Source organism: Citrobacter sp. Igbk 17 (assembly GCF_028069775.1).
Lineage (GTDB): Bacteria > Pseudomonadota > Gammaproteobacteria > Enterobacterales > Enterobacteriaceae > Citrobacter.
Map to the genome: position 1 here is coordinate 203,911 of NZ_JANEWI010000003.1, position 19,611 is coordinate 223,521.

The 19,611-nt window shown below is 51.8% G+C and carries 23 protein-coding genes; 17 read left to right on the forward strand and 6 right to left on the reverse strand.

Translation table 11 applies throughout. The annotated features are described in order from the left end of the window. Positions 1 to 47 precede the first annotated feature (47 nt). On the reverse strand, positions 48 to 185 hold the full coding sequence (locus tag NNO08_RS03215; protein ID WP_271450368.1) for a hypothetical protein: 138 nt from the start codon (positions 183 to 185) through the stop codon (positions 48 to 50). Between the two features lie 541 nt (positions 186 to 726). Here NNO08_RS03215 and metK point away from each other — a divergent pair. The 8 genes from metK (at position 727) to ruvX (ending at position 7,984) form a co-directional block, all read left to right on the forward strand. Next, positions 727 to 1,881 carry a methionine adenosyltransferase gene (metK, locus tag NNO08_RS03220; RefSeq protein WP_005123306.1) on the forward strand — a complete coding sequence of 385 codons (1,155 nt, stop codon included), beginning with the start codon at positions 727 to 729 and terminating at the stop codon, positions 1,879 to 1,881. Between the two features lie 402 nt (positions 1,882 to 2,283). Continuing rightward, the gene (gene galP / locus NNO08_RS03225) at positions 2,284 to 3,678 is read left to right on the forward strand and encodes a galactose/proton symporter (RefSeq protein WP_137382622.1); all 1,395 of its coding nucleotides are present in this window, start codon (positions 2,284 to 2,286) and stop codon (positions 3,676 to 3,678) included. 77 nt (positions 3,679 to 3,755) lie between these two features. Continuing rightward, positions 3,756 to 4,253, forward strand: a complete 498-nt coding sequence (locus NNO08_RS03230; protein ID WP_271456181.1) for a SprT family zinc-dependent metalloprotease — start codon at positions 3,756 to 3,758, stop codon at positions 4,251 to 4,253. A gap of 94 nt (positions 4,254 to 4,347) precedes the next feature. Then, positions 4,348 to 5,055 carry a deoxyribonuclease I gene (gene endA / locus NNO08_RS03235; RefSeq protein WP_271441200.1) on the forward strand — a complete coding sequence of 236 codons (708 nt, stop codon included), beginning with the start codon at positions 4,348 to 4,350 and terminating at the stop codon, positions 5,053 to 5,055. Positions 5,056 to 5,129: 74 nt separating this feature from the next. Beyond that, the gene (gene rsmE / locus NNO08_RS03240) at positions 5,130 to 5,861 is read left to right on the forward strand and encodes a 16S rRNA (uracil(1498)-N(3))-methyltransferase (protein ID WP_271456182.1); all 732 of its coding nucleotides are present in this window, start codon (positions 5,130 to 5,132) and stop codon (positions 5,859 to 5,861) included. Between the two features lie 19 nt (positions 5,862 to 5,880). Continuing rightward, on the forward strand, positions 5,881 to 6,828 hold the full coding sequence (gene gshB, locus NNO08_RS03245) for a glutathione synthase (protein WP_271450371.1): 948 nt from the start codon (positions 5,881 to 5,883) through the stop codon (positions 6,826 to 6,828). 176 nt (positions 6,829 to 7,004) lie between these two features. Continuing rightward, the gene (locus NNO08_RS03250) at positions 7,005 to 7,568 is read left to right on the forward strand and encodes a YqgE/AlgH family protein (RefSeq protein WP_170974365.1); all 564 of its coding nucleotides are present in this window, start codon (positions 7,005 to 7,007) and stop codon (positions 7,566 to 7,568) included. Then, positions 7,568 to 7,984 carry a Holliday junction resolvase RuvX gene (ruvX, locus tag NNO08_RS03255; protein ID WP_182269195.1) on the forward strand — a complete coding sequence of 139 codons (417 nt, stop codon included), beginning with the start codon at positions 7,568 to 7,570 and terminating at the stop codon, positions 7,982 to 7,984. Before NNO08_RS03250 ends, ruvX begins: the two co-directional genes overlap by 1 nt. Here ruvX and NNO08_RS03260 read toward each other — a convergent pair. Next, the gene (locus NNO08_RS03260; protein ID WP_271441197.1) at positions 7,981 to 8,961 is read right to left on the reverse strand and encodes a type IV pilus twitching motility protein PilT; all 981 of its coding nucleotides are present in this window, start codon (positions 8,959 to 8,961) and stop codon (positions 7,981 to 7,983) included. The genes ruvX and NNO08_RS03260 overlap by 4 nt on opposite strands. Before the next feature lie 17 nt (positions 8,962 to 8,978). Between NNO08_RS03260 and NNO08_RS03265 the strand changes: the two genes are divergently transcribed. The 5 genes from NNO08_RS03265 to hemW are packed head-to-tail and all read left to right on the forward strand — an operon-like array spanning position 8,979 to position 12,285. Next, the gene (locus NNO08_RS03265) at positions 8,979 to 9,683 is read left to right on the forward strand and encodes a YggS family pyridoxal phosphate-dependent enzyme (protein ID WP_271441196.1); all 705 of its coding nucleotides are present in this window, start codon (positions 8,979 to 8,981) and stop codon (positions 9,681 to 9,683) included. Positions 9,684 to 9,701: 18 nt separating this feature from the next. Beyond that, positions 9,702 to 10,268 (forward strand): YggT family protein, encoded by a 567-nt coding sequence (locus tag NNO08_RS03270; protein WP_003825417.1) that lies wholly within the window; start codon positions 9,702 to 9,704, stop codon positions 10,266 to 10,268. Next, positions 10,265 to 10,555, forward strand: a complete 291-nt coding sequence (gene yggU / locus NNO08_RS03275; protein ID WP_202037792.1) for a DUF167 family protein YggU — start codon at positions 10,265 to 10,267, stop codon at positions 10,553 to 10,555. The genes NNO08_RS03270 and yggU overlap by 4 nt, the downstream gene beginning before the upstream one ends. 7 nt (positions 10,556 to 10,562) lie before the next feature. After that, the gene (locus NNO08_RS03280; protein ID WP_271456183.1) at positions 10,563 to 11,156 is read left to right on the forward strand and encodes an XTP/dITP diphosphatase; all 594 of its coding nucleotides are present in this window, start codon (positions 10,563 to 10,565) and stop codon (positions 11,154 to 11,156) included. Next, a complete protein-coding gene (gene hemW / locus NNO08_RS03285; protein WP_271456184.1) occupies positions 11,149 to 12,285 on the forward strand; it encodes a radical SAM family heme chaperone HemW in 1,137 nt (378 codons plus the stop codon). Before NNO08_RS03280 ends, hemW begins: the two co-directional genes overlap by 8 nt. Before the next feature lie 118 nt (positions 12,286 to 12,403). Here the strand turns inward: hemW and ansB are convergent, their stop codons facing one another. From ansB to trmB, 4 genes are all read right to left on the reverse strand, one after another. Beyond that, on the reverse strand, positions 12,404 to 13,450 hold the full coding sequence (gene ansB, locus NNO08_RS03290; RefSeq protein WP_271456185.1) for an L-asparaginase 2: 1,047 nt from the start codon (positions 13,448 to 13,450) through the stop codon (positions 12,404 to 12,406). 189 nt (positions 13,451 to 13,639) lie between these two features. After that, positions 13,640 to 14,359 carry a DUF2884 domain-containing protein gene (locus NNO08_RS03295; RefSeq protein ID WP_271441192.1) on the reverse strand — a complete coding sequence of 240 codons (720 nt, stop codon included), beginning with the start codon at positions 14,357 to 14,359 and terminating at the stop codon, positions 13,640 to 13,642. A 49-nt stretch (positions 14,360 to 14,408) separates the two neighbouring features. Continuing rightward, positions 14,409 to 14,735, reverse strand: a complete 327-nt coding sequence (locus tag NNO08_RS03300) for a YggL family protein (RefSeq protein WP_198905818.1) — start codon at positions 14,733 to 14,735, stop codon at positions 14,409 to 14,411. Beyond that, positions 14,735 to 15,454: a tRNA (guanosine(46)-N7)-methyltransferase TrmB gene (gene trmB / locus NNO08_RS03305; RefSeq protein ID WP_271441191.1), complete on the reverse strand. Its 720-nt coding sequence runs from the start codon at positions 15,452 to 15,454 to the stop codon at positions 14,735 to 14,737. Before trmB ends, NNO08_RS03300 begins: the two co-directional genes overlap by 1 nt. A 160-nt stretch (positions 15,455 to 15,614) precedes the next feature. Here trmB and mutY point away from each other — a divergent pair, with 160 nt between their 5' ends. The 4 genes from mutY (at position 15,615) to NNO08_RS03325 (ending at position 19,604) form a co-directional block, all read left to right on the forward strand. Beyond that, positions 15,615 to 16,667, forward strand: coding sequence for an A/G-specific adenine glycosylase (mutY, locus tag NNO08_RS03310; protein WP_271456186.1), 1,053 nt, complete (start codon positions 15,615 to 15,617; stop codon positions 16,665 to 16,667). A 28-nt stretch (positions 16,668 to 16,695) separates the two neighbouring features. Beyond that, positions 16,696 to 16,965 (forward strand): oxidative damage protection protein, encoded by a 270-nt coding sequence (locus NNO08_RS03315; protein ID WP_003027126.1) that lies wholly within the window; start codon positions 16,696 to 16,698, stop codon positions 16,963 to 16,965. 86 nt (positions 16,966 to 17,051) lie between these two features. Continuing rightward, positions 17,052 to 18,137 carry a membrane-bound lytic murein transglycosylase MltC gene (gene mltC / locus NNO08_RS03320; protein WP_137382608.1) on the forward strand — a complete coding sequence of 362 codons (1,086 nt, stop codon included), beginning with the start codon at positions 17,052 to 17,054 and terminating at the stop codon, positions 18,135 to 18,137. A gap of 210 nt (positions 18,138 to 18,347) precedes the next feature. Next, positions 18,348 to 19,604 carry a nucleoside permease gene (locus NNO08_RS03325; protein WP_137382607.1) on the forward strand — a complete coding sequence of 419 codons (1,257 nt, stop codon included), beginning with the start codon at positions 18,348 to 18,350 and terminating at the stop codon, positions 19,602 to 19,604. The last annotated feature ends 7 nt before the right edge of the window (positions 19,605 to 19,611 follow it).

The window sequence follows — 19,611 nt, forward strand, 5'->3', positions numbered from 1 at the left end:
AAACCACGAGAAAACTCTTGTTTACCAAGAGCGCCCTTGTTCAGTCCTTAGTGACCGTAGCCGGCCCTGGAGTCCTGAGAAGCGCCGAGATGGGTATAACATCGGCAGGTATGCAAGATGCAGATTACGGGGGACATATGTACACCAGAACGGTGTGACAGATTCAGCAGAATACAACGGTTCATTATCTCGTATCACCTCCACGGCTGCTCCTGACGGAACGAACCCACAAGCCAAAGCTAAAGTTTTAGCCCGGCTGGAAGTGGCAACACGATGAAAACGTCGTGTGCTTTTGTCTATCCTAAATAATTCGAGTTGCTGGAAGGCGGCAACGCAGGGAGTCCCCGGGAGCTTACATGAGTAAGTGACTGGGGCGAGCGAGTACTGCCAACGCACATGCAACTTGAAGTATGACGGATATGAGCCGCGCGCCGCGTTTTATACCGATAAGAAGGTCAAAATGCAAAAGATAAATATGCACATTGCCAGCACCGTCAGGAAAAATTTCCAGTTACATTTTCAGTACAATGCGACCTTAATCAAAAAAAGCTGGAAATCAGGCGAAGAAGTATCCTAAAATAGCCGTCCAGATGTTAATCCATCTATACCGATTAACACTCAGACTGCCAGTGTCCGTCATCTGCAGACTCATGGTAGAATCTTCTACACATGGCTATTCCACTCGACAGTTTGAGCTAACCAAATATTCCTTAGGTGAAATTAAATATGGCAAAACACCTTTTTACGTCCGAGTCCGTATCAGAAGGGCATCCTGACAAAATCGCTGACCAAATCTCTGATGCCGTGCTGGATGCAATCCTCGAGCAGGATCCGAAAGCACGCGTAGCCTGCGAAACCTACGTCAAAACCGGTATGGTTTTAGTTGGCGGCGAGATCACTACCAGCGCTTGGGTAGATATCGAAGAGATCACGCGTAACACGGTTCGCGAAATTGGCTATGTGCATTCCGACATGGGCTTTGACGCCAACTCTTGCGCAGTTCTGAGCGCCATCGGTAAGCAGTCTCCGGATATCAACCAGGGTGTTGACCGCGCGGATCCGCTGGAACAAGGCGCTGGCGACCAGGGTCTGATGTTTGGTTATGCAACCAATGAAACCGACGTGCTGATGCCTGCGCCAATCACCTACGCGCATCGTCTGGTACAGCGTCAGGCTGAAGTACGCAAAAACGGTACTCTGCCGTGGCTGCGTCCGGATGCAAAAAGCCAGGTCACTTTCCAGTATGACGACGGTAAAATTGTCGGTATTGATGCCGTGGTTCTGTCGACTCAGCACGCTGAAGATATCGACCAGAAATCTCTGCAAGAAGCCGTCATGGAAGAGATCATCAAACCGGTACTGCCGACCGAATGGCTGACCGCTGCGACCAAATTCTTCATCAACCCGACGGGGCGTTTTGTGATCGGCGGCCCAATGGGCGACTGCGGTCTGACTGGTCGTAAAATCATCGTTGATACCTACGGCGGCATGGCCCGTCACGGTGGCGGTGCATTCTCCGGTAAAGATCCGTCTAAAGTTGACCGTTCTGCGGCCTACGCTGCACGTTATGTGGCAAAAAATATCGTCGCTGCAGGTCTGGCAGACCGTTGTGAGATTCAGGTTTCCTACGCTATCGGTGTAGCTGAACCGACCTCTATCATGGTTGAAACCTTTGGTACCGAAAAAGTACCTTCAGAGCAGTTGACCCTGCTGGTGCGCGAGTTCTTCGATCTGCGTCCATACGGTCTGATTCAGATGCTGGATCTGCTGCACCCGATCTACAAAGAAACCGCAGCTTACGGTCACTTTGGTCGTGAACATTTCCCATGGGAAAAAACCGACAAAGCGCAACTGCTGCGTGACGCTGCCGGTCTGAAGTAATTTACTGAAGACTGTCCGCTTATTAAGACCAGCCTCGTGCTGGTCTTTTTTTTATTCCCCTATTCTCCTCCAACACCTCGTCACCTGAACAATACAGTGAATCATCTCTTTCAATAAAAATGAAAGCGATTACACATCACCGCTTTTCTATCCACAACGAGTTAACATCTCTTTTCCGCCGCGACTGCATCACTGTTACATCACTTTTCAGGATTGTCTTAATTCCAGGCAATCAGCCATATTTAATCGCATTATAAAATGTTAACTTTCAAATAGTTAACTAATAAGCGTGATGAATGTTAGTGTAACCGATTACACTAATGTGATGTGATTCGCATTTTTTTACCCCGTACTCACCTACCCTTAACATCAACAAAACTAGTTACCCAACCGGAGGGCATCATGCCTGACTATAAAAAAGCGGGGCGTTCCAACAAAGCCATGACATTCTTTGTCTGCTTCCTTGCAGCCCTGGCAGGATTACTTTTTGGCCTGGATATCGGTGTTATTGCTGGTGCTTTACCTTTCATCACCGATGAGTTCCAAATTACTGCACACACTCAGGAATGGGTGGTGAGTTCCATGATGTTTGGTGCAGCAGTCGGTGCTGTCGGTAGCGGCTGGCTCTCTTTCAAACTGGGTCGTAAAAAAAGCCTGATGATCGGTGCCATCCTGTTTGTTGCCGGCTCACTGTTCTCCGCAGCGGCGCCTAACGTGGAAGTACTGTTGGTTTCTCGCGTACTGTTGGGTCTGGCTGTCGGCGTTGCGTCTTACACCGCGCCGCTTTATCTGTCCGAAATCGCGCCGGAAAAAATTCGCGGCAGCATGATCTCCATGTATCAGTTGATGATCACCATTGGGATCCTTGGTGCCTATCTGTCCGATACCGCGTTTAGCTACAGTGGCGCATGGCGCTGGATGCTGGGCGTGATCATCATCCCGGCGTTGTTACTGCTGGTTGGCGTTATCTTCCTGCCAGACAGCCCGCGCTGGTTCGCGGCTAAACGTCGCTTTGTCGATGCCGAGCGCGTCCTGTTGCGCCTGCGTGATACCAGTGCAGAAGCTAAGCGCGAGCTGGATGAGATTCGTGAAAGCCTGCAGGTAAAACAGAGTGGCTGGGCGCTGTTTAAAGAAAACAGCAACTTCCGTCGCGCGGTGTTCCTGGGCGTACTGTTACAGGTGATGCAGCAGTTCACCGGGATGAACGTCATCATGTACTACGCGCCAAAAATCTTTGAACTGGCGGGTTATACCAATACCACTGAACAGATGTGGGGGACCGTTATTGTCGGTCTGACTAACGTGCTGGCAACCTTTATCGCCATTGGCCTGGTTGACCGTTGGGGACGTAAACCTACGCTGATCCTCGGCTTTATCGTGATGGCCGTCGGTATGGGCGTACTGGGCACGATGATGCACGTAGGCATTCACTCGGCAGCCGCTCAATACTTCGCGGTGCTGATGCTGCTAATGTTTATTGTTGGCTTCGCCATGAGCGCCGGTCCGCTGATTTGGGTGCTGTGCTCTGAAATTCAGCCGCTGAAAGGCCGCGATTTCGGTATCACCTGCTCTACCGCAACCAACTGGATTGCCAACATGATTGTCGGCGCAACCTTCCTGACGATGCTGAATTCGCTGGGCAGCGCCAACACCTTCTGGGTCTACGGTGGCCTGAACGTACTGTTCATCTTCCTGACCCTGTGGCTGATTCCGGAAACCAAAAACGTCTCTTTGGAACACATCGAACGTAACCTGATGAAAGGTCGTAAACTGCGCGAAATTGGCGCGCACGATTAATCATCTCATTGCTTCCTCCCGCCGGGAGGAAGCCTTCTTCTTGCAGTCCCTTCCCTGTCGCACTATCCTCTGGCGTTATGAAAACCACCCGTCTTCCCATCGCTATCCAGCAAGCCGTTATGCGCAGCCTGCGGGAAAAACTCGCACAGGCCAATCTTAAGCTCGAGCGTAATTACCCGGAACCTAAGCTGGTGTATCAACAGCGCGGCACCGCTGCAGGCACCGCGTGGTTACAAACCTACGAAATCCGCCTCAATCCGGTACTGCTGATGGAGAATGTCGACGCGTTCGTGAATGAGGTAGTTCCACATGAACTGGCGCATTTGCTGGTGTGGAAGCACTTTGGCCGCGTACCGCCACACGGCAAAGAATGGAAATGGATGATGGAGAGCGTGCTGGGCGTTCCAGCCCGACGCACGCATCAGTTTGAACTGCAATCCATACAACGCAAGACCTTTACCTACCGCTGTAAGTGCCGGGAACACCAGCTGACGGTCCGCCGCCATAACCGCGTTGTACGCGGTGAAGCCACCTACCGCTGCGTCCACTGCGGTGAGCCGCTGATTGCAGAATAATCATCAGAATTATCAGGAACTTTTCTGATCTAACTGATTGCATACAGGAATAACTTTCGCTACGTTGCGGGCTCGTTTTGACACGGAGTTCGTGATGTACCGTAATCTTTCTTTTGCAGCGGCCCTGTTAGCCGCTGCGTTTTCAGGCCCGGTTTTAGCCGAAGGCATCAACAGTTTTTCTCAGGCAAAAGCAGCGGGCGTCAAGGTTAACGCCGATGCGCCGGGCGACTTCTACTGTGGTTGTAAGATTAACTGGCAAGGCAAAAAAGGGGTCGTGGACCTCGAATCTTGCGGTTACAAAGTGCGAAAAAATGAAAACCGAGCCAGCCGAATTGAGTGGGAGCACGTGGTTCCTGCATGGCAATTTGGCCATCAGCGCCAGTGCTGGCAGGAGGGTGGGCGTAAAAACTGCGCCAAAGATCCGGTCTATCGCAAGATGGAAAGCGATATGCATAACCTGCAGCCGGCAGTAGGTGAAGTCAATGGCGATCGCGCAAACTTCATGTACAGCCAGTGGAACGGCGGCGAAGGCCAATATGGACAGTGCGCCATGAAAGTCGACTTCAAAGAGAAAGTTGCCGAGCCGCCAGCGCGCGCCCGTGGCGCCATTGCTCGTACCTATTTTTACATGCGCGACCAGTACGATCTCACACTCTCCCGCCAACAAACCCAGCTTTTTAACGCCTGGAATAAGCAGTATCCGGTAACCGACTGGGAGTGTGAACGTGATGAGCGTATTGCAAAGGTACAGGGTAACCATAATCCATATGTGCAACGCGCTTGCCAGGCACAAAAGAGCTAACCTACACTAGCGTCAATATTTTTAACCATGCCCTGGCCTTAAATAGCTCAGGGCCATGACGCGGATGTTTAACTATGCGCATTCCCCGCATTTATCACCCTGAGCCAATCACTTCCGGTAGCCAAATTTCACTGTGTGAGGATGCCGCCAATCATATTGGTCGCGTACTACGCATGGGCCCCGGCCAGGCCCTGCAGCTATTTGACGGCAGTAATCAGGTATTTGACGCCGAAATCACCCATGCCAGTAAGAAAAGCGTGGACGTGAAGGTTATTAACGCCGAACTCGACGATCGTGAATCACCGTTGCATATCCATCTTGGACAAGTCATGTCACGTGGCGAAAAAATGGAATTCACTATCCAGAAATCGATCGAACTGGGTGTAAGCCTCATTACGCCACTTTTTTCTGAGCGCTGCGGCGTTAAACTGGACAGTGAACGCCTGAACAAGAAACTCCAGCAGTGGCAGAAAATTGCCATTGCCGCCTGCGAACAATGCGGTCGTAACCGGGTACCTGAAATTCGCCCGGCAATGGTTCTGGAAGCATGGTGCGCTGAACAAGACGAAGGGTTGAAGTTGAACCTGCACCCACGCGCCAGCGCCAGCATTAATACACTGCCGCTACCCGTAGAGCGTATCCGCTTGCTGATTGGCCCGGAGGGTGGGCTGTCGGCAGATGAAATTGCCATGACCGCACGTTATCAGTTTACTGATATCCTGTTAGGACCTCGCGTTCTGCGTACAGAGACAACTGCGCTCACCGCCATTACCGCGCTTCAGGTGCGTTTTGGCGATCTGGGCTAAGGCATAAACGGAGAAGAACATGATTAAGCTCGGCATCGTGATGGATCCCATCACAAGCATCAACATCAAGAAAGATTCCAGTTTTGCTATGCTGCTGGAAGCACAACGTCGTGGTTATGAACTTCACTATATGGAGATGGCCGATCTTTATCTGGAAAACGGGGAAGCCCGCGCCCGTACGCGTACTCTGAGCGTCGAGCAGAACTACGACAAATGGTATGAGTTCAACAACGAACAGGATCTCCCGCTGGCAGATCTGGACGTCATCCTGATGCGTAAGGATCCCCCGTTTGATACTGAGTTCATCTACGCAACCTACATTCTGGAACGTGCAGAAGAACAAGGGACGCTGATCGTTAACAAGCCGCAGAGTCTGCGTGATTGCAACGAAAAGCTGTTCACCGCCTGGTTCGCCGACCTGACACCGGAAACGCTGGTCACGCGTAACAAGGCACAGCTGAAAGCCTTCTGGCAAAAGCACAACGATATTATTCTTAAACCGCTGGATGGTATGGGCGGCGCATCTATCTTCCGTGTGAAGGAAGGCGATCCGAACCTCGGCGTGATTGCTGAAACGCTGACCGAGCACGGTACCCGCTACTGCATGGCGCAGAACTATCTGCCAGCAATTAAAGACGGCGACAAACGTGTCCTGGTAGTCGATGGCGAACCTGTACCGTATTGCCTGGCGCGCATTCCGCAGGGTGGAGAAACCCGAGGCAACCTGGCTGCCGGTGGTCGTGGCGAACCGCGCCCATTAACCGACAGTGACTGGGAAATTGCCCGTCGCATTGGACCAACCCTGAAAGCCAAAGGTCTGATCTTTGTCGGCCTGGATATCATTGGCGATCGCCTCACTGAAATTAACGTCACCAGCCCAACCTGTATTCGTGAAATCGAAGCAGAGTTCCCGGTCTCTATTACCGGAATGCTGATGGATGCCATTGAGGCTCGTCTACAGAAATAAATACGTTGCCGGATGGCGACGCCCTCGCGTCTTATCCGGCCTGGAATTGCACCCCGTAGGCCGGATAAGGCGCACCCTTCATCCGGCAACGCTATTTTCAGAGGGTGACATCTTCTCGCTTTGCCCACATACTGGGCGCTGTTGCTTTTTTGAACCAGGAAACAGAACCTCTGACAATGAATTTACAGCATCACTTTCTTATTGCCATGCCTGCTCTCCAGGATCCTATTTTCCGCCGCGCTGTGGTGTACATCTGTGAACATAATGAGAACGGTGCGATGGGGATTATCGTCAATAAGCCCCTGGAAAACTTACAGATTGAAGGGATTCTGGAAAAGCTGAAGATCACGCCTGAAGGACGCGATCCGTCCATCCGTCTGGATAAAGCAGTGATGCTCGGCGGCCCGTTGGCGGAAGACCGCGGATTTATTCTGCATACCCCGCCCGCCCGTTTTGCATCCAGTATCTTAATTTCCGATAACACCATCATCACGACATCCCGCGATGTTTTAGAAACCTTAGGTACCCAGGAACAACCGTCCGAAGTGCTGGTCGCATTAGGTTATTCATCCTGGGAAAAGGGCCAGCTTGAACAAGAACTGTTGGATAACGCCTGGCTCACCGCCCCCGCCGATCTCAACATCTTGTTTAAAACACCGATCGCCGATCGCTGGCGCGATGCTGCAAAACTTATCGGCATAGATATTTTGACCATGCCTGGCGTGGCGGGACATGCATAATGAGTGAAACGTTACTCTCGTTTGATTTTGGTACCAAAAGCATTGGCGTGGCGATTGGCCAACGTATTACCGGCACAGCCAGACCCCTACCTGCTATCAAAGCTCAGGACGGTACGCCGGACTGGAATTTGATTGAACGTTTGCTAAAAGAGTGGCAACCAGATGAAATCATCGTCGGCCTGCCGCTCAATATGGATGGTACTGAGCAACCCCTGACCGCACGCGCGCGCAAATTCGCCAACCGCATTCATGGCCGTTTCGGTGTCACCGTGACATTGCATGACGAACGGCTAAGTACCGTCGAAGCCCGCTCCGGCCTGTTTGAACAGGGTGGATACCGTGCGCTGAATAAAGGCAAAGTAGACTCCGCGTCTGCCGTTGTGATCCTCGAAAGCTATTTCGAACAGGGCTACTAAAGCCGCCCCTGCGCCTGTCGCAGCTGCAGACTTTGTGCAAATGTCTGCATACCTGATTGTTGCCCGGTTTGTATCACGCCGGGTAGCTGATGGTTCTTCCCTTCGCGGATCAGGTTGCCAACGGCGGGTGTGTTAACGAGCAACTCAAATAACGCCACCCGTCCGCCCTGCTTATCTTCTTCCAGTTTTTGTGAAAGCACTGCCCGCAGGCTATCCGCCAGTTGATTACGCACGGGATCTTTCTCTGATGCAGCAAAGGTGTCTACCAGCCGCGCAATGGCTTGTGCAGCCCCACGCGTGTGTAGCGTTGCCAGCACCAAATGCCCCGTTTCCGCCGCTGTTAAGGCCAGCCGGATGGTTTCAACATCGCGCAGTTCGCCCAGCAAAATGACGTCGGGATCTTCACGCAGCGCGCCGCGCAAGCCGGCGGCAAAAGAAGCACAGTGTGCGCCCACCTCCCGTTGTTGAATAAGACAGCGCTGGCTGGTGTAGCGATATTCAATCGGGTCTTCCAGCGTCAGAATATGCCCCGCAACATGGTGATTAAGGTGCTCCACCATCGCAGCCAGTGTGGTCGATTTGCCGCTACCGGTAGCTCCTGTAACCAGAATTAACCCATTTTCACTGTGCAGCAGGTCAGGTATAGCCTCGGGAGCCTGGAGATCGTCTAAACGAGGACAATCAAGCGGTAGCAATCTTAGCGCCAGCGACGTTCCCTGTTGATGAACAAAAGCGCTGGCGCGTAAACGCCGGGAATCTGCCAGCGCAATAGCAAAATCAATTTGCCCCTGCTCACGCCACTGTACCTGCTGTTGGTCGTTGAGCCAGTACATCAGCAGCGTCTCTACGTCCGGCGTAGTAAATGGCGCGATTTCCACCTTTCCCCGTATGCGCCAACGCGCAGGCCATGCATTGCACAGGTGTAGATCCGACACGTTATGCTTTACACTAAGGGCCACTATTTCTTCCATATTCATATGAACATCCTCGGAAAATGAACGATATCGCGCATAACCTGGCACATGTCCGGGACAAAATCTCAGCCGCCGCGACGCGTTGCGGGCGGTCTTCAGAAGAAGTTACGTTGCTTGCAGTCAGTAAAACCAAACCTGCGAGCGCCATCGAAGAAGCCATCGTCGCCGGGCAGCACGCCTTTGGCGAAAACTATGTTCAGGAAGGCGTGGATAAGATCCGCTACTTCAAAGAAAACGGTATTGAAGGTCTGCAGTGGCACTTTATCGGCCCGCTGCAGTCCAACAAGAGCCGTCTGGTAGCTGAACATTTTGACTGGTGTCATACAATCGACCGTCTGCGTATCGCGGCTCGCCTGAGCGAACAACGCCCGGCCGATCTGCCACCGCTGAATGTACTGATTCAGATAAATATCAGCGATGAGAATAGCAAGTCAGGTATTCCGCTGGCTGAGCTTGATGCGCTGGCCGCCGACGTCGCCGCGCTACCACGTATAACCCTACGTGGGCTGATGGCGATCCCGGCGCCAGAGTCAGATTATGTAAGGCAGTTTGAAGTTGCACAGCAAATGGCTGTAGCATTTGCCGGGTTGAAAACGCGCTACCCAGATATCGACACCCTCTCACTGGGGATGTCTGATGATATGGATGCCGCCATCGCGGCGGGTAGCACGATGGTGCGCATTGGCACTGCCATTTTTGGTGCTCGTGATTACACAAAAAATTAAGGAAAACTAAGGAACACCATGAATACGTTGACCTTCCTGCTCTCAACGGTAATTGAGCTGTATACCATGGCGCTGCTATTGCGCGTGTGGATGCAGTGGTCTCGCTGCGATTTTTACAACCCGTTCTCACAGTTTATTGTGAAAATCACCCAGCCCATTATTGGGCCATTACGCCGCATTATTCCACCGATGGGGCCGATTGACAGCGCATCAGCATTAGTTGCGCTCGTTCTCAGCTTTATCAAAGCCATCGTGCTGTTTAAGGTGGTCACGTTCCAGCCAATCATCTGGATCGCCGCGGTGTTGATCGTCCTGAAAACCATTGGATTGCTGATTTTCTGGGTTCTTTTAGTGATGGCAATCATGAGCTGGGTCAGTCAGGGTCGCAGCCCTGTGGAATACGTACTGATTCAACTGGCGGACCCGCTGCTGCGCCCTATCCGTCGCATACTTCCAGGCATGGGTGGAATCGACTTCTCCCCAATGATCCTGGTGCTGCTGCTCTATGTCATTAACATGGGGATCGCAGAGGTATTACAGGCGACAGGCAATATGTTGCTGCCGGGGCTGTGGATGGCGCTATGAGTGCCGTGACACCCTGCGATGACGGTCTGGTTTTACGGCTCTATATTCAGCCGAAAGCCAGCCGTGACAGTATTGTGGGTTTACATGGCGACGAGCTAAAAGTCGCCATTACTGCCCCGCCGGTCGACGGACAAGCGAACAGTCATCTGGTGAAGTTTCTCGGCAAACAGTTCCGCGTAGCGAAAAGCCAGATCGTCATTGAGAAGGGCGAGCTTGGCCGTCATAAACAGGTTAAAATTATTCATCCGCAACAGATCCCGCCAGCAATAGCGGCGCTAACTGATTAGGTATCCCATGCAAAAAGTTGTCCTCGCGACCGGCAATGCCGGTAAAGTGCGTGAACTCGCCTCTCTTCTGAGCGATTTCGGCCTTGATGTCGTTGCCCAAACGGATCTGGGCGTTGATTCCGCTGAAGAAACCGGCCTGACGTTTATTGAAAATGCCATTCTGAAAGCGCGCCATGCAGCGCAAATCACCGGGTTTCCTGCTATTGCCGATGATTCCGGTCTGGCGGTAGACGTGCTGGGCGGCGCGCCAGGTATCTATTCAGCACGCTATTCTGGTGAAGATGCGACTGACAAACAGAACCTGGAAAAGTTGCTGCATACTTTGCAGGATGTGCCCGACGAGAAGCGCCAGGCGCAATTCCACTGCGTACTGGTTTATATGCGCCACGCAGATGATCCGACCCCTATTGTTTGCCACGGAAGCTGGCCTGGCGTAATCACCCGCGAACCTGCCGGTACCGGTGGTTTTGGCTACGATCCTATCTTCTTTGTGCCGTCTGAAGGGAAAACCGCGGCAGAACTGACCCGTGAGGAGAAAAGTGCGATCTCCCACCGCGGACAGGCGCTGAAGCTGCTGTTAGATGCCCTGCGTAATGGTTAAGCTTCCACCGCTAAGTCTGTATATTCACATCCCGTGGTGCGTACAGAAATGCCCCTACTGTGATTTCAACTCGCATGCGTTGAAGGGCGAAGTCCCACATGACGACTACGTGCAACATCTGCTGAGCGATCTGGATACCGAGGTTACACACGCTCAGGGACGTGAAATAAAGACGATCTTTATTGGTGGCGGTACGCCGAGCCTGCTCTCTGGTCCGGCGATGCAAACGCTGCTGGACGGCGTGCGTGCACGCCTGAATCTGGCGGCAGATGCAGAAATCACGATGGAAGCGAACCCCGGAACTGTTGAAGCCGATCGCTTTGTCGATTATCAACGCGCCGGGGTCAACCGGATATCTATTGGTGTACAGAGCTTTAGCTCCGCCAAGCTCGAACGTCTGGGACGTATCCACGGACCGGAAGAAGCCAAACGTGCCGCGCACCTGGCGAGTGGTCTGGGGCTACGTAGCTTTAACCTTGATCTGATGCACGGTCTGCCGGATCAAACACTGGAAGAGGCGCTGGGCGATTTGCAGCAAGCTATCGCGCTGAATCCACCGCATCTCTCCTGGTATCAACTGACTATTGAACCCAACACGCTGTTCGGCTCTCGTCCACCCGTATTACCAGACGATGACGCGCTGTGGGATATTTTTGAACAAGGCCACCAGTTGCTGACCGCTGCCGGATATCAGCAGTATGAGACCTCAGCTTATGCAAAGCCGGGCTATCAATGTCAGCACAACCTGAACTACTGGCGCTTTGGTGACTATCTTGGCATTGGCTGCGGCGCACACGGTAAAGTCACATTCCCGGACGGGCGGATCCTGCGCACCACCAAAACGCGGCATCCACGCGGTTATATGCAAGGACGCTACTTAGAAAGTCAGCGTGATGTCGCTGAGGCCGATAAGCCGTTCGAGTTCTTTATGAATCGTTTCCGGTTACTGGAAGCCGCACCACGCGCTGAATTCACGCAATACACCGGGCTTAGCGAAGAAGTTATTCGTCAAAAGATTGAAGAGGCTATCGCGCAGGGCTATTTGAGCGAGTGCGATGAGTACTGGCAGATTACCCAGCACGGTAAGCTGTTTTTGAATTCGCTGCTGGAGCTGTTTCTGGCGGAGTAATACGGTAATGATATAGTGAACGTAGGCCTGATAAGCGTAGCGCCATCAGGCAATTTTCCGGATGGCGGCTGCGCCTTATCCGGCCTACGAAAGGCCAGGGCACAGCCACCTTCAGCTATTAATACTGATTAAACATTTCCTGAATCTGCTTAGGATCTTTGGTTTCAGTCAATGCCAGCTGCAGCAGAACACGCGCTTTTTGCGGGTTCAGCGAGCCTGAAGCCACAAATCCGTATTTCGCATCATCCACTTCTGCATCCTGGGTAGTTGCACCCGTCGGTACACGGGATGAACGTACGACTACCGTACCTTTATGCGCGGCAGTTGCCAGCGTATCAAAAATGGTTTTATACAGGTTGCCGTTACCTACACCCGCACTGACGATCCCGGCGTAACCGGCATCAACCAGCGCTTTTGCCGGCAGATCGGAAGCATTCGCGTAGTTGTAAACAATCCCCACTTTCGGCAGCTCGGTCAGCTTAGAAACATCAAACGGAGTCGATGTGGTGTGCTTACGCGCAGGCGTACGCTGGTAGTCGATTTTTCCGTTATGGATATAACCCAGCGGGCCATAGTTAGCGGATTTGAAGGTAGCGACATCGGTGGTATTGGTTTTGGTCACGTCGCGACCATCCATAACGGTGTCGTTCATCACCACCAGCACACCGCGGTTAGCTGAGGCTTTATCTGCGGCAGTTACCACTGCGTTATACAGGTTGAACGGGCCATCGGCGCTCATACCCGTAGACGGACGCATTGCGCCGACCAGTACCACCGGCTTGTTGCACTTCACGGTCAGGTCGAGGAAATAGGCGGTTTCTTCCATGGTATCCGTACCATGAGTAACCACAAATCCGTCAGTCTTATCGCACTCAGTGTTGATCTTCTTCGCCAGTGTTAACCAGACTTCGTCATTCATATCCTGGGAGCCGATATTCACTACCTGCTCACCTTTCACGACCGCAATGTCTTTCAACTGGGGCACTGCATCTACCAGGTTTTCTACACCAACTTTACCCGCCGTGTAGTTAGATTTTGTCGCGGAATCACCGCCACCAGCAATCGTCCCGCCAGTCGCTAAAATGGTGATATTGGGTAATGCCAGCGCTGCACCGCTGAAACCCATAACCAGTGCTGCCAGTGCCGTTTTTCTGAAAAACTCCATGTTATTTCTCCAGTTACTTGAATTTGCTGCATTATGTCCATCCCACAGATGAATAATGTGACGCAATCCAATTAACCAGATTTATATTTCCATGAAATTGTTATTCTTAGAGATGGATATCAAAAAAGAAGATAAACACAAAATAAAACGGCACAGAAATGTTTCTATGCCGTTAAAAAGAGGTGAATATTATTTCAGAGTGCTAACCAGGGATTTACGGTTATCTTCCAGCATCACGACGCGTGCGCAAACATCTTTGCCAAACTGCTGGAAGTCTTGTTCCTGATTCTTCCACTCATTCTGAATTGACGTTTGCAAACCGCCCAGACTACCGAGCACGCCCTGCAGTGGATTACCACCGCCTTTGAGCACGGCTTTCGCTCCCATCTCGTTGATGCTGTCCTGCAAAATACCGCCCATCGCCTGATTGACCAGCTGTTGTCCGTCCGCGCGGACCTGATCAATCGCCTTATAATGGAAGGTCAGACCGTCTGTACGGTGCTCGATGATGCGGTTCATCTGCTCTTTCAATTGCGCATCCAGCTTGGTTAAGCGGCCACGCATGTTGCTGCTTTCACCCACTTCTTTGGCGATGATTTTATCCAGTGCCACACGACCTTTCTCTACGCGCGCTCTGGCACCTTCGTCAATCCACGGCAGGCTGCTACGCAACGCCGCCTGATAATCTTTGGCCTGCTCACGCTGTGCGGCGTTCAGGTTGTACTGTTTACCGTTAAAGGTGACATCGCCGGCCTGGGTAATAATCAGGTCGCCGTTCTCGCCCTTCACCTGCACCGCTTGTGGGCTCAAAATCACATCGTCACGCGGGGTGACGCTGCACTGGTAATCTGCATGTGCGGCCATCGCCGTGAACGTTAGGACTGCCGCCAGCAGCGTTTTGCGCATCATATCTTTCCCTCAATACAAATCGGGCCGGCATTTGCCGACCCTTTGCTACTTAGTCCCACCAAATATCGAAAAGTTCGCTGGTGCGCACTTCTTCGAGTTTGTGCTCTTCCAGCCACTTACGCACGATTGCCTGATGCTCTTCAGTGCATTTGCCGATTTCCTGCAGGCAGATCAGACCTTCCCAGGCCAGATAGCCGCTGCCGTCAAAAGCCAGCTTGTTCGGCTCAATCACTTCATCAATAAAGTCATCAACGATTTTATCGACCTGCTCGCCCGATGTACCTTCCGGGAAACGCCATGCAACCGAAAATCCGACTTCCTGGAATTCGTCGATGTGCATTTTTTTACGCAGACGACGGCTACGGTTCTTTGCCATTATTTCACCCTCTCGAACATTAAGTCCCATACGCCGTGGCCAAGACGATGACCACGTTGTTCAAATTTGGTTACCGGGCGCGATTCCGGGCGCGGTACATAATCGTTACTCTCTGACTGATTTTTATATCCGTCAATGGAGGACATCACTTCAAGCATGTGTTCCGCATAAGCTTCCCAGTCGGTTGCCATGTGGAAAACGCCGCCAGGCTTCAGTTTGCTCAAAATGTGTTCAGCAAACGGCACCTGAACGATACGGCGTTTATTATGACGTGCTTTATGCCATGGGTCAGGGAAAAACAGCTGAACCATAGATAAAGAATTGTCAGGAATCATTTTATGCAGGACTTCAACGGCATCATGGCACATTACGCGCAGGTTCTCGACGCCCTCTTCATGGGCTGATGCCAAACACGCGCCAACGCCCGGAGAATGAACTTCAATACCAAGGAAATTTTGTTCCGGACGCGCTTTCGCCATCGCTACCAGCGAAGCGCCCATACCAAAACCAATTTCCAGCGTCACTGGCGCATCGCGACCGAACAGCGTTGTAAAATCCACGGGCTCTTCGCTGAACTCAACGCCCATCACCGGCCAGTAGTTTTCCAGCGCGTGTTCCTGCCCTTTCGTCAGTCGCCCCTGGCGACGAACAAAACTACGAATCCGGCGCAAAGGGCGGCCGTTTTCATCAAATTCCGGTGAAATGACGTCGTTCTTCATAAAAGTTTAGTCTGCTGTGTTTGAGTTCCGAAAACGGGCATTATCCAAAGTTAGTTGCCGGATGCAAGTAAAGGAAGAAAGTGAGCAGCGGAAAGTTCCGGTTTACACCCTGTTGCCTCTGTGCTGCAATCTTGCCCCCGGCAATAATGAAACGGTAATCATGCAAGCGTCTCAATTTTCAGCTCAGGTGTTGAGCTGGTACGACAAATACGGGCGGAAAACGTTGCCCTGGCAAATTGACAAGACGCCTTACAAAGTATGGCTCTCAGAAGTCATGCTGCAACAAACCCAGGTTGCGACCGTTATCCCTTATTATGAGCGTTTTATGGCGCGCTTCCCAACGGTTACGGATTTAGCCCATGCACCGCTGGATGAAGTGTTGCATTTATGGACCGGCCTTGGCTATTACGCCCGTGCCCGAAATCTGCATAAGGCCGCGCAGCAGGTGGTCACCCTGCATGGTGGAGTATTTCCACAGACCTTTGATGAAGTGGCTGCGTTGCCAGGCGTTGGACGTTCAACGGCAGGCGCGATCCTTTCGCTTTCTCTGGGTCAGCATTTTCCGATTCTCGACGGCAACGTTAAACGCGTGCTGGCTCGCTGTTATGCTGTCAGCGGCTGGCCTGGTAAGAAAGAGGTCGAGAAGAAACTGTGGGAACTGAGCGAGCAAGTCACACCTGCCCGCGGCGTTGAGCGTTTCAACCAGGCAATGATGGACTTAGGGGCAATGGTCTGCACGCGCTCAAAACCTAAGTGCTCCCTGTGCCCATTAGAAAATGGCTGTGTGGCGACCGCCAATGCAAGCTGGGCACAATACCCCGGTAAAAAGCCCAAACAGACGTTACCCGAACGGACGGGCTATTTTTTACTGATGCAACATGATGATGAGGTGCTGCTCGCGCAGCGCCCACCCAGCGGCTTATGGGGGGGATTATACTGTTTTCCGCAGTTTGACGATGAAGATGGGCTTCGTCAGTGGCTGGCGCAACGACAAATTAACGCAGATAATCTGACCCAACTTAATGCGTTTCGCCATACCTTTAGCCATTTCCATTTAGATATTGTGCCTATGTGGCTTCGCGTGTCCTCATTCACCGCATGCATGGATGAAGGCAACGCGCTCTGGTATAACTTAGCGCAACCGCCGTCAGTCGGCCTGGCGGCTCCCGTGGAGCGTTTGTTACAGCAATTACGCGCCGGTACGCAGATTTAACGTATCGGTCGATAGAGAGGATTTTTTAATGAGCAGAACAATTTTTTGCACTTTCCTGCAACGCGAAGCCGAAGGCCAGGATTTTCAGCTGTACCCGGGCGACCTGGGAAAACGCATTTATAACGAGATTTCTAAAGAAGCGTGGGCGCAGTGGCAGCATAAACAAACCATGCTGATTAACGAGAAAAAACTCAATATGATGAACGTCGAGCACCGCAAACTGCTGGAACAGGAAATGATCAACTTCCTGTTTGAAGGTAAGGATGTGCATATTGAAGGCTATACTCCAGAGTCATAAGAACCGTTGCCGGATGGCGCTGCGCTTATCCGGCCTACGATTTTATCTGGTCCTTGCAAATAACAAACACAACACGCACTCCCGGAATGATGAAAAAATTTCTCGCGCTTGCCGTTATTGCGCCGTTGCTCATCTCCTGTTCCAGTTCGACCAAGAAAGGCGATTCCTATAATGAAGCCTGGGTCAAGGATACCAACGGTTTTGATATTCTGATGGGGCAGTTTGCCCATAACATTGAGAATCTGTGGGGATTTAAGGAAGTGCTAATTGCGGGTCCGAAGGACTACGTGAAGTATACCGATCAGTATCAAACCCGCAGCCATATCAACTTCGATGACGGTACAATCACTGTCGAGACCATTGCCGGGACAGATCCCGCCGGACACCTGCGTCGGGCGATCATCAAGACATTGCTGATGGGCGATGATCCGGGATCTATCGATCTCTATTCCGATGTCGATGACATCAAAATTTCCAAAGAACCGTTCCTCTACGGACAGGTGGTGGATAATACCGGCCAACCGATTCGCTGGGAGGGACGTGCCACTAACTTTGCCAACTATCTGCTACAAACGCGCCTGAAGAGCCGCAGCAACGGGCTGCGTATCATCTATAGCGTGACCATCAATTTGGTACCAAACCACCTTGATAAGCGTGCGCATAAGTACGTTGGTATGGTGCGTCAGGCATCACGGAAGTATGGCGTTGATGAGTCGCTGATTCTGGCTATCATGCAGACCGAATCCTCTTTTAACCCCTATGCGGTCAGCCATGCCGATGCGTTGGGACTCATGCAGGTAGTCCAACATAGCGCCGGGAAAGATGTGTTCCGTTCTCAGGGGCGCTCAGGTACGCCAAGCCGCAGCTTCCTGTTCGACCCAGCCAGTAACATTGATACGGGTACGGCCTATCTGGCAATGCTCAACAACGTCTATCTGGGCGGTATTGATAATCCAACCTCGCGTCGCTATGCGGTCATCACCGCCTATAACGGCGGCGCGGGAAGCGTGCTGCGCGTTTTCTCTAACGATAAAATTCAGGCCGCGAATATTATCAATAGCATGTCACCTGGTGACGTTTACCAAACTCTGACCACGCGACATCCCTCTGCAGAATCACGTCGCTATCTTTACAAGGTCAATTCCGCACAGAAAACCTATCGACGTCGATAATCCCCTCCTCCTCTGCCCGCTCATTCCCGCGGCAGAGGAGGAAAAAGCGTTAACTCCGTCACTATTTTGCTTTGCAATTAGAAATTGTTTGCAAATATTTGTCACAGCTAACAAAAAAAGAGTGTCTCTCATTGATAGAATCACATCATATTGCAACGGCAAATGTGCCTTTTAAAACATCCATCCGCATTACGGTGTGAGGAAATTAACATGAATCTTAAGCTGCAGCTGAAAGTTCTCTCGTTTCTGCAGTTCTGCCTGTGGGGTAGTTGGCTGACAACCCTCGGCTCCTATATGTTTGTCACCCTTAAATTCGACGGTGCATCCATCGGCGCAGTGTATAGCTCGCTGGGGATTGCCGCCGTGTTTATGCCGACCCTGTTAGGGATCGTGGCTGACAAATGGATCAGTGCAAAATGGGTTTATGCGCTTTGCCACCTGGTCGGTGCAGGAACGCTGTTCGCCGCAGCCGAAGTGACCACGCCTGGGGCAATGTTCTTTGTGATTTTGCTTAACTCGCTGGCCTATATGCCAACATTGGGGTTAATCAACACCATCTCTTACTATCGCTTGCAGTCTGCCGGGATGGATATTGTCACCGACTTCCCACCAATCCGTATCTGGGGCACCATCGGCTTTATTCTGGCCATGTGGGCAGTCAGCTTCTCTGGCTTTGAACTGAGCCATATGCAGCTTTATATCGGCGCAACATTATCCGTCGTATTGGTCCTGTTCACCCTGACGCTGCCACACATTCCGGTTGCCAACCAGCAGAAAAACCAGAGCTGGACATCAATGCTTGGCCTGGATGCCTTTGCGCTGTTTAAAAACAAGCGTATGGCCATTTTCTTCATCTTCTCAATGATGCTGGGCGCAGAATTGCAGATTACCAATATGTTCGGTAATACCTTCCTGCACAGCTTCGATAACAACCCGCTGTTCTCTGGTAGCTTTATCGTTGAGCACGCGTCGGTGATGATGTCTATTTCCCAGATCTCTGAAACCCTGTTTATCCTGACCATCCCGTTCTTCTTAAGCCGTTACGGTATCAAGAACGTTATGCTTATCAGTATTGTGGCGTGGATGTTGCGCTTCGGTCTGTTTGCTTACGGCGATCCGACTCCGTTCGGTACCGTGCTGCTGGTTCTGTCGATGATTGTTTACGGTTGTGCCTTCGACTTCTTCAACATCTCGGGCTCCGTGTTTGTAGAGAAAGAGGTACGTCCTGAAATCCGCGCCAGTGCACAGGGTATGTTCCTGATGATGACCAACGGCTTCGGTTGTATTCTGGGTGGGCTGGTGAGCGGTAAAGTGGTTGAGTACTACACGCTGAATGGTATCACTGACTGGCAGACGGTGTGGCTGATCTTCGCTGGCTACTCACTGGTTCTGGCCTTCGCTTTCGTGGCTCTGTTTAAATATAAACACGTACGCGTTCCGACTGGCACGCAGACTATCGCACATTAATCTTTAT

Excerpts from the sequence above, each read along its gene's own strand:
- NNO08_RS03215 (WP_271450368.1), bottom strand. The coding sequence starts at position 185 with ATGAACCGTTGTATTCTGCTGAATCTGTCACACCGTTCTGGTGTACAT.
- metK (WP_005123306.1), top strand. The coding sequence starts at position 727 with ATGGCAAAACACCTTTTTACGTCCGAGTCCGTATCAGAAGGGCATCCT.
- galP (WP_137382622.1), top strand. The coding sequence starts at position 2,284 with ATGCCTGACTATAAAAAAGCGGGGCGTTCCAACAAAGCCATGACATTC.
- NNO08_RS03230 (WP_271456181.1), top strand. The coding sequence starts at position 3,756 with ATGAAAACCACCCGTCTTCCCATCGCTATCCAGCAAGCCGTTATGCGC.
- endA (WP_271441200.1), top strand. The coding sequence starts at position 4,348 with ATGTACCGTAATCTTTCTTTTGCAGCGGCCCTGTTAGCCGCTGCGTTT.
- rsmE (WP_271456182.1), top strand. The coding sequence starts at position 5,130 with ATGCGCATTCCCCGCATTTATCACCCTGAGCCAATCACTTCCGGTAGC.
- gshB (WP_271450371.1), top strand. The coding sequence starts at position 5,881 with ATGATTAAGCTCGGCATCGTGATGGATCCCATCACAAGCATCAACATC.
- NNO08_RS03250 (WP_170974365.1), top strand. The coding sequence starts at position 7,005 with ATGAATTTACAGCATCACTTTCTTATTGCCATGCCTGCTCTCCAGGAT.
- ruvX (WP_182269195.1), top strand. The coding sequence starts at position 7,568 with ATGAGTGAAACGTTACTCTCGTTTGATTTTGGTACCAAAAGCATTGGC.
- NNO08_RS03260 (WP_271441197.1), bottom strand. The coding sequence starts at position 8,961 with ATGAATATGGAAGAAATAGTGGCCCTTAGTGTAAAGCATAACGTGTCG.
- NNO08_RS03265 (WP_271441196.1), top strand. The coding sequence starts at position 8,979 with ATGAACGATATCGCGCATAACCTGGCACATGTCCGGGACAAAATCTCA.
- NNO08_RS03270 (WP_003825417.1), top strand. The coding sequence starts at position 9,702 with ATGAATACGTTGACCTTCCTGCTCTCAACGGTAATTGAGCTGTATACC.
- yggU (WP_202037792.1), top strand. The coding sequence starts at position 10,265 with ATGAGTGCCGTGACACCCTGCGATGACGGTCTGGTTTTACGGCTCTAT.
- NNO08_RS03280 (WP_271456183.1), top strand. The coding sequence starts at position 10,563 with ATGCAAAAAGTTGTCCTCGCGACCGGCAATGCCGGTAAAGTGCGTGAA.
- hemW (WP_271456184.1), top strand. The coding sequence starts at position 11,149 with ATGGTTAAGCTTCCACCGCTAAGTCTGTATATTCACATCCCGTGGTGC.
- ansB (WP_271456185.1), bottom strand. The coding sequence starts at position 13,450 with ATGGAGTTTTTCAGAAAAACGGCACTGGCAGCACTGGTTATGGGTTTC.
- NNO08_RS03295 (WP_271441192.1), bottom strand. The coding sequence starts at position 14,359 with ATGATGCGCAAAACGCTGCTGGCGGCAGTCCTAACGTTCACGGCGATG.
- NNO08_RS03300 (WP_198905818.1), bottom strand. The coding sequence starts at position 14,735 with ATGGCAAAGAACCGTAGCCGTCGTCTGCGTAAAAAAATGCACATCGAC.
- trmB (WP_271441191.1), bottom strand. The coding sequence starts at position 15,454 with ATGAAGAACGACGTCATTTCACCGGAATTTGATGAAAACGGCCGCCCT.
- mutY (WP_271456186.1), top strand. The coding sequence starts at position 15,615 with ATGCAAGCGTCTCAATTTTCAGCTCAGGTGTTGAGCTGGTACGACAAA.
- NNO08_RS03315 (WP_003027126.1), top strand. The coding sequence starts at position 16,696 with ATGAGCAGAACAATTTTTTGCACTTTCCTGCAACGCGAAGCCGAAGGC.
- mltC (WP_137382608.1), top strand. The coding sequence starts at position 17,052 with ATGATGAAAAAATTTCTCGCGCTTGCCGTTATTGCGCCGTTGCTCATC.
- NNO08_RS03325 (WP_137382607.1), top strand. The coding sequence starts at position 18,348 with ATGAATCTTAAGCTGCAGCTGAAAGTTCTCTCGTTTCTGCAGTTCTGC.